The 7461-nt window shown below is 60.4% G+C and carries 7 protein-coding genes; 3 read left to right on the top strand and 4 right to left on the bottom strand.

What is annotated here, in order from left to right:
• Positions 1-278 precede the first annotated feature (278 nt).
• Complete coding sequence (locus PHP59_RS10480) at positions 279-551, top strand: hypothetical protein (RefSeq protein ID WP_300166706.1); 273 nt, start codon at positions 279-281, stop codon at positions 549-551.
• Positions 552-565: 14 nt separating this feature from the next.
• Here the strand turns inward: PHP59_RS10480 and PHP59_RS10485 are convergent, their stop codons facing one another.
• Positions 566-1075 (bottom strand): hypothetical protein, encoded by a 510-nt coding sequence (locus PHP59_RS10485; RefSeq protein WP_300166708.1) that lies wholly within the window; start codon positions 1073-1075, stop codon positions 566-568.
• A 96-nt stretch (positions 1076-1171) separates the two neighbouring features.
• Between PHP59_RS10485 and nifB the strand changes: the two genes are divergently transcribed.
• Positions 1172-2086, top strand: a complete 915-nt coding sequence (nifB, locus tag PHP59_RS10490; RefSeq protein WP_300166710.1) for a nitrogenase cofactor biosynthesis protein NifB — start codon at positions 1172-1174, stop codon at positions 2084-2086.
• A 15-nt stretch (positions 2087-2101) separates the two neighbouring features.
• Positions 2102-2962, top strand: coding sequence for a DNA glycosylase (locus tag PHP59_RS10495; RefSeq protein ID WP_300166712.1), 861 nt, complete (start codon positions 2102-2104; stop codon positions 2960-2962).
• Here PHP59_RS10495 and PHP59_RS10500 read toward each other — a convergent pair.
• From PHP59_RS10500 to PHP59_RS10510, 3 genes are all read right to left on the bottom strand, one after another.
• Positions 2932-5406 carry a PAS domain-containing protein gene (locus PHP59_RS10500; protein ID WP_300166714.1) on the bottom strand — a complete coding sequence of 825 codons (2475 nt, stop codon included), beginning with the start codon at positions 5404-5406 and terminating at the stop codon, positions 2932-2934. The genes PHP59_RS10495 and PHP59_RS10500 overlap by 31 nt on opposite strands.
• A 339-nt stretch (positions 5407-5745) precedes the next feature.
• Positions 5746-6150, bottom strand: a complete 405-nt coding sequence (locus PHP59_RS10505) for a hypothetical protein (protein WP_300166716.1) — start codon at positions 6148-6150, stop codon at positions 5746-5748.
• Positions 6151-6629: 479 nt separating this feature from the next.
• A partial coding sequence (locus tag PHP59_RS10510) for an adenosylhomocysteinase (protein WP_300166718.1) occupies positions 6630-7461 on the bottom strand: 832 nt, incomplete at its 5' end.

Here is a 7461-nt window from a genome sequence, read left to right on the forward strand (position 1 = left end):
CGGTCGGCGTTACCGTCGGCGTCGGGGTCACGTCCCCGGTGCCGGTACAGCCGCATGCAAATGCAGCAACGATCATGACTGCTGCAAAAAGCACAAAGATGCTCTTTTTCATGGTAATTTTACTATCTGGACCCCCCGCATTATATACATTGCCATATTCGAGGGCGGGAACTGAGATCTGTTTAACTGCTCCCGTAGAGGGGCGATTCCAGGAAATACGAAGGTTTTATCATATAAGGGGCTCTACTGAGAGCATCCTGATCCCACAGAGGAGAACCATGGAAAAGATCAGCAAAAATGCAGAAAATATCCTGTATGCCCTTGCCGGGAGCAAAATGCGCCAGTATTCCGGCAAAGAACTCTCCCAGATGACCGGCCTTGCGCCGGCCGAGGTGAGCATGGCGGTGCGGGAACTCCAGAGAGAGGGCGTGATCGAGGTCCATCTCCGCGCATCGTCAGACCCCTATACATTCACCTCGATCGCCATCACCCCGAAGGGAAGGGTGGCGGTCCAGGAGAGGAATCCGAAGACCCCGAACTGCGACACCTGAAAAAACCCCTCTTTTTAGTCCCTCACCATGACGACCGCACCATAGACATACGCCTCCCCGACCTGCAGGTTCTTCTGTTCGGACTCTCGGGGCAGTTCTGCCTGCACCCGGACCGGGGCGTCATAGACGGAGAAGAAGACGGTCTTGTACGGGATGCCTGCCTTTCGTACCTCGTTTGCCGACGAAGGGACAAAGCCGGATTTTTCTGCGGTGTTATAGGCAAAGAATGTGGCAAGGACGTCGACGCCGTCCCGTGCGATCGCCGCACCCGCCGGGTCTGTGGCGAGTTTGAGAGTGACGCCAGAGCCGTCGCTCCTCTCCACGGCAGAAAGATCGATCTTCATTTCAGAGAGGCGGGGGTCGACGACGAGCACCGGGCTTTCCACCGGCGGGAGGGTCGGCGTCGCCGTCACGACCGTCGTCGGCGCCGGGGTCTGCCTGTCGGCCGGCACGGTGGCGCACCCGGCCGCGAGGGAGACGGCAAGAAAGCAGAGGGCAAGGAGGATGGATAACTTCGTGTCCATGGACGAGAATCGGCCGGGCGCAATATAAGCGTTCTCCCGTGGGCCACGACCCGAATGGTAATATAGCGAGGTGATGACTATACTGTGTTGTTTGTTATGGCCGACGAAGCATACCGGAAAGCGAAAGTCGGGGACCAGGAGGTGCCCTACGACCCCGAGCAGCTGCGGAAGATCCAGGAGCACCCCTGTTACTCGGACACCGCCTGCCACACCTTCGGGCGCTGCCACCTGCCGGTCGCACCGCAGTGCAATATCCAGTGCAACTACTGCGTGCGTGACTTCGACTGCGTGAACGAGAGCAGGCCCGGCGTGACCTCCCGCGTGGTGAAGCCAGAGGAGGCAGTGGACCTGGTCACAAAGGTGATGGGGGAGTTTCCGTACGTGAAGGTGATCGGGATCGCGGGGCCAGGCGAACCCCTCGCAAACGAGGAGACCTTCGAGACTCTCCGCCTTATCCACGAGGCCTTCCCCCACCTGATCATGTGCATCTCCACAAACGGCCTCCTCCTCCCCGAGAAGATCGACAAGCTTGCGAAGTATGATGTCGGCAACGTGACCGTCACCCTCAATGCCGTCGACCCCGCGATCGGCGAGAAGATCTACTCCTTCGTCGACTACCACGGCACGCGCTACACCGGCCGCGAGGCGGCCGAGGTCCTCCTGAAAAACCAGCTCGAAGGGATCAGGATGGCCGTGGAGAGGAAGATGTTCGTGAAGGTGAACACGGTCTATATACCAGGGGTCAACGACGAGCACATCGTCGAGATCGCACAGAAGGCCGGGGAGATGGGCGCGTTCTCCTTCAACCTGATCCCCCTGATCCCGCAGTACAAGTTCGCCGGGATCACCCCGCCGACGCCGGCGGAGAAGAAGGCGATGCAGGACTCCTGCGCCCCCTATATCAAACAGATGCGCCACTGCGCCCGCTGCCGTTCGGACGCGATCGGGAAGCTCGGCAAGGACGTGCAGTCCCGCATCTACTCGGGCTGTTCATGCGAACAGAATGAATAAACCTCTTTTTTTCGGATGACAGAGATCTGCAGGATCGCTCTGGGCAGGGACGAGCCCTTCGACCTCGACGCCACCCTGGGCTGCGGTCAGGCCTTCAGGTGGGAGAAGACCGAGGACGGGTGGTGGCACGGTGTCGCGGGCGGCCGTGGGATCCGGATCAGGCAGGACGGATCTCTGCTCTCCTTCCGCGGCGCGGACGAGAGTTTTGTCAGGCGGTACCTTGCCCTGGACCTCGACCTCCCCGGCATCCTCGCCTCGGTCGACCGCGACCCCGTGGTCCACGCGGCCATCGACCGTTGCCTGGGCCTGCGCCTCCTGCGGCAGGAGCCCTTCGAGACCCTGATCTCGTACATCTGCGCCACGAATGCGAACATCCCGGTGATCAGGAAAAGGGTGCGGCTGCTTGCCGAGGGCTACGGCCGGCCCCTCCCGGGCGGCGGCCATGCCTTCCCGACGGCCGATGAACTGGCGTCATCGACCGAGTCCTCCCTGCGGGAAGGGTGCGTGATGGGCTACCGGGCGCCGTACGTCTGCCGGACCGCGGCGATGTGCGTCGAAGACCCCACCTGGGCGGAGAGGACAGCCGCCCTCCCATACGAGGATGCGAGGAAGGAACTCCTCCGTTTCCCGGGCGTGGGCCCGAAGGCCGCGGACTGCATCCTCCTCTTCGCCTTCCAGAAGTACGAGGCCTTCCCTGTGGACGTGTGGATACGCCGGATCATGCGCCGCTCGTACCTCCCCCACCTCAGAGAGGAGGGGGCGATGACCGCAAAGGAGTACAGGGAGATCAGGGACTTTGCATGGGAGCACTTCGGCAGGTACGCCGGGTGGGCCCAGGAGTATCTCTACTGCGTGCGGGACGACAGACCCGTATGACCGTTTATCTTCTCATCAGGATGTATTGCTCTATTCAGCACGTCTGCAAGTTCCGCTCCGGTGTACGGTTTTCTAAGGACGGCACAGAACCCATATTTTTCATACTCGGCCATGACGGGTTTTGCTGAGTACCCGCTGGAAACGATCGCCCGCACCCGGGAGTCCATGGTCCGGAGCACTCCAACAGTCTCGACGCCGCCCATCCCCTTCGGAACGGTGAGGTCGAGAATGACAGCATCGAAGGGGCGGCCTCCGGCCATTGCATGTCGGTAACATTCGACCACCTCCTCGCCGCAGGATGCAGTGACAACACCATATCCAAGACGCTGTATCAATATGCCGGCCACCTCCAGAATCCCATCGTCGTCGTCCATCAGGAGGATCCTCCCCGGCCCTGCCGGACGTGTACCAGCATCGAAACCACTCTCCTCGCCGCCCGGGTCGAGGTACCCCGCGGGAGGGAGAAGAATGACAAAAACAGCTCCCCCACCTCGGGGGGACTCTGCCGTGATCCGGCCGCCATGATTTTGAATGATCGTACGGGCGGCGGCAAGGCCCAGACCATCCCCCCCTTTCTTCATGGCCACATAGGGGTCGAAGATCCCGGACAGCAGATCAGGAGGGATGCCCGGCCCCTCATCCTCCACCCGGATCCTGACATAGTCCCCCTCAGGCAGCATAGCCGCGTTCCCCTCAGGCAGCACGACATTCTCCGCCCTGATCCTGATCAGGCCGCCGCCCGGCATCGCCTGTACGGCATTGACCACCAGGTTCCTGATCACACTGGAAAACTGTCTGGTATCGATGTGCACGGGCCTGAGATCATCATCAAAAGAGAGAACACATCTGACATTTGATCCGCTCAGGGTGGATTCCACGACATCTCCGATATAACCAGGGAGGGCTGTGAGGGACCGGACAGGGGCTCCGCCCGTAGAGAAGGCGAGGAGTTGGGCGGTGATCTCCTTCGCCCTTTCGATCCCTCTCTCCGCTTCATTAATACGCTCAAAGGCAAATGTACCTGGCGCAAGGTCGCCTTTTGCGAGAGTGATGTTGCCGAGGATTGCGGTGAGGATGTTGTTGAAGTCATGGGAGATCCCTCCGGCGAGCACCCCCAGAGACCCGAGTTTCTCTGCCTTCATCCGCTCCTCCTCGATCTTCTTTCCGAGGGTGATGTCCCTGATAATCAGCACGTTGCCGAAGATCCGATCGGCACCGCCCCTGATAGGCGCACTGCTGTAGGATACCGGACATCCTGATCCAGATCGTGAGAGGAGGAGGCACTCGACGGGGTCGCCCTCCCGGCACGGGACAGGCGAGGGGAGGGGAGAGTGCGTGGAGGGATCGGCGAGACGAAGGACATCACCAAGTGGGCGGGCGATAGCTTCCGTCTCCGTCCATCCGGTGAGACTCGCGGCAACACTGTTGATCAGGACGATCCGACCATCGGTGTCGGTGGCGATGACCCCATCCCCGATGGACGCTAGAGTTACGGAAAGCCGCTCTTTTTCCTCTAAAACAGTTTCTTCGGCGTGTTTTCGGTGGAACGCGACCGCTGCCAGATTGACAAAGGTCTGGAGCACGTCAAGCCTCTCGGGGGCCACCTCTTCGGTGACAACGACGGAGACATTTCCGAAGAGGCGTCCATTTCTGGCGATACTCATTGTATAGATGCACTTGATGGGATAGACCTTCTCGATAAGGCGGCATACGGATTCAGGGATATTTCCCGAGGTGAGGTAATGGATGTCATTGCCCAGTTTCTGGAAGGTGCCCGGGATCTGTCCGGACTCGATCGCGGAGCGCGACGGGAATCTCATGTCATAGATCCATTCCCTCAATATCTTCATGATTTTCCCGAGGACCATACCATCACCGGAGATGGTACGAACCGTGTACCTGTTCGATGCCGCGTCATAGGAGGCGATGACGACAACCGAACAAGGTACCTGTGTCCGGATCTCCTCTCCGATATAGTCATAGATTTCGTCCTCTTTGAACTCGACAAAATGCATCGAAGCGGCGGAGAGGAACTGGAGATCCCGAAGGTGCTGGCACTCCCGCTCCTCCACTTCCTTCTCGTGAGAACGATCTTCGATCACCATCAGAACCAGAGGCCGGGTCTCACTTTCCAGCCATGACACCGTGATCACAAGGGGAATCCGGGTGCCGTCCTTGCAGAGGCCCTCCGCTTCCAGCGTGAGGGCAGACCCGTCCGAGATTTTCCGGGCCCATGCCCTCTGCTGTCCCGGAAAGATCGTCGAAATATTTTTTTCCAGAATTTCGTCTGCAGAATAATCAAAGAGAGATGCAGCCGCCGGGTTCCAGTAGCATATGGTGTTGTCAGGCCTGAGAACGACGATCGCGTCGCCAAAGGCATCACCGATCCGACGGAGTCTCGAATCTGCACCACATATGTTTCGCTCCGACGTATCGGATCTCATCCTCCAAGCACCTCAATGCCGCCCTATGGATCCCTTGATATCTGATTAAAGTTATCGGAGATATAAAAATCCATGGGAAATATAATTGTCGAAACATGCATTGGACGGGGAGAAAGGCCCTGCTGCGGATGGGCCGAAAGCATGGATCAGAGACGCCGCACACCGGATGAGGGGGCACCCCCAGGGGATGAAGGCATGCTACAAACAAGTATCCAGACGACAAACGGACTCGGAGAGGAGGACGACCATGCCGGGATCCCTGCCGCCGCGAGAGGGCTGGCGCAGGGCACCATGCCTCACGCGGTCGCCGGGAATGGGGATAACAGTTTCCCGGGCAGTTCAGTTGTACGGGATCTTTTTGCTCCACCCGGCCTCGTCGAGCAATCTCTTCAGGACGGCCATCCTCTGCGTCTGCTCCTGGATCCTGCTCTGATAATAGGTGAGCGTCGCCTGTGCATCGCCGGGCGCGGCGATGAGAAACATCCTGTCCGAGCTGGTCACACCGAAGAAGACCCCCTGCTGCTCCAGTGGTTGGAGCACTTCTTTCTTCCACTCCTCGTGGCTGATCTCATAGCCTTCGGCGAGGAGGTGGGCGAGGAGCTCGGCCGTCGGCACCGCGCGCTCCAGGCCGACCGCGTGGTCGAGGAGGTACCTGACTGTCTCGACCATCAGAGTGCAATACCTGCTGGAGCAGAGGACACCCTGGTCGAACATGAAGTTCCTGGCCCGCGTGACAAAAGGCATGGGCGGGTCTTCGGCGGCAGGGGATATAGGTGTTGTGGGGTGGGGGAGGGGCCCGGGAGAAATCCCCCGGATCCTATCCGCGTGGTGCCTGCAGGTCAGGGGGGCGTGGCCCCTCGGGGCACGGCCCGGGTCAAATACGCCCGGATCTGCCCCCAAACAGGGGATCCCATCTCCCGTTCAGGGCCATACCGGGGAGATCCGGCGATCCGGGCATACCGGGGTCCGGGGGCAGAACAGAATGAAATCCGGCAGGACTCAACGCCCTCAGGCCGCAGATATGATTGCAGGTAATGTCTTCCTCTCCCGGCCCCCTCCCGGTGCCGGGGAGGGGGAGGGAAAGGGGCTGGAAATCGTCCCGATCCGGGATCGGGGGATACCCTCAGTATGAGGATGTACCCTGAAAACCACCTGGGTAACTTTCAAAGAACCGCCTGAAACGTCGTTTCATGAGCGGTGCACCAGAGCCAAAAAAAGAGTTATTATGTCCCGATATTCCACGCGGACATGTAGTGCTTCTGCTCGTCGGTGAGGACGTCGATCGCGATCCCCAGGGAGGCGAGCTTCCTCTCCGCGACTTCCTCGTCGATGACGTTCGGGACATCGTAGACGCCCGGAGAGAGGTCCTTCCCGTGCTCGGCCATGTACCGGGCGGAGAGGGCCTGGAGGGCGAAGGAGAGGTCCATGACCTCGATCGGGTGGCCCATGCCCTTCGGTGTCGCCAGGTTCACCAGGCGGCCCTCGGCAAGGACATGGATCTTCTTCTCGCCGAAGACATAGGTGTCGATGCCGTCGCGGCGCTCGATCCTGTCCGCGTGGGCTTCCAGCCATGCAACATCAATCTCGACATTGAAGTGGCCTGCATTGGAGAGGATCGCACCGTCCTGCATCGTGCCGAAGTGGCGCTCCGTGAGGATCGAGGTGTTCCCCGTCGTCGTGATGAAGATCTCGCCGAACTTCGCCGCCTCGTCCATCGGCATCACGGTGAAGCCGTCCATGTGCGCTTCAAGGGCGCGGCGCGGGTCCACCTCGGTGACGATCACGCGTGCGCCAAGGCCGCGGGCCTTCCGCGCCACGCCGCCGCCGCAGAAGCCGTAGCCTGCCACGACCAGAAACTTGCCGGCAAGGAGGCAGTTTGTGGTCGCCATGATCGCGGAGAGCGAACTCTCGCCTGTGCCGTGGACATTGTCGAAGTGGCGTTTCATCGGGGTGTCGTTCACCGCGACCACCGGGAACTTCAGCGCGCCTTCGGCCGCCATCGAGCGGAGGCGGTGGATGCCGGTCGTCGTCTCTTCGCAGCCGCCGATCACGTTC

The organism is Methanofollis sp., assembly GCF_028702905.1.
Lineage (GTDB): Archaea > Halobacteriota > Methanomicrobia > Methanomicrobiales > Methanofollaceae > Methanofollis.

What these genes read in the sequence shown, in the direction of transcription:
- nifB (WP_300166710.1), top strand. Translation starts at nt 1,172, where the DNA reads ATGGCCGACGAAGCATACCGGAAAGCGAAAGTCGGGGACCAGGAGGTG.
- PHP59_RS10500 (WP_300166714.1), bottom strand. Translation starts at nt 5,406, where the DNA reads ATGAGATCCGATACGTCGGAGCGAAACATATGTGGTGCAGATTCGAGA.
- PHP59_RS10505 (WP_300166716.1), bottom strand. Translation starts at nt 6,150, where the DNA reads ATGCCTTTTGTCACGCGGGCCAGGAACTTCATGTTCGACCAGGGTGTC.
- PHP59_RS10495 (WP_300166712.1), top strand. Translation starts at nt 2,102, where the DNA reads ATGACAGAGATCTGCAGGATCGCTCTGGGCAGGGACGAGCCCTTCGAC.
- PHP59_RS10480 (WP_300166706.1), top strand. Translation starts at nt 279, where the DNA reads ATGGAAAAGATCAGCAAAAATGCAGAAAATATCCTGTATGCCCTTGCC.
- PHP59_RS10485 (WP_300166708.1), bottom strand. Translation starts at nt 1,075, where the DNA reads ATGGACACGAAGTTATCCATCCTCCTTGCCCTCTGCTTTCTTGCCGTC.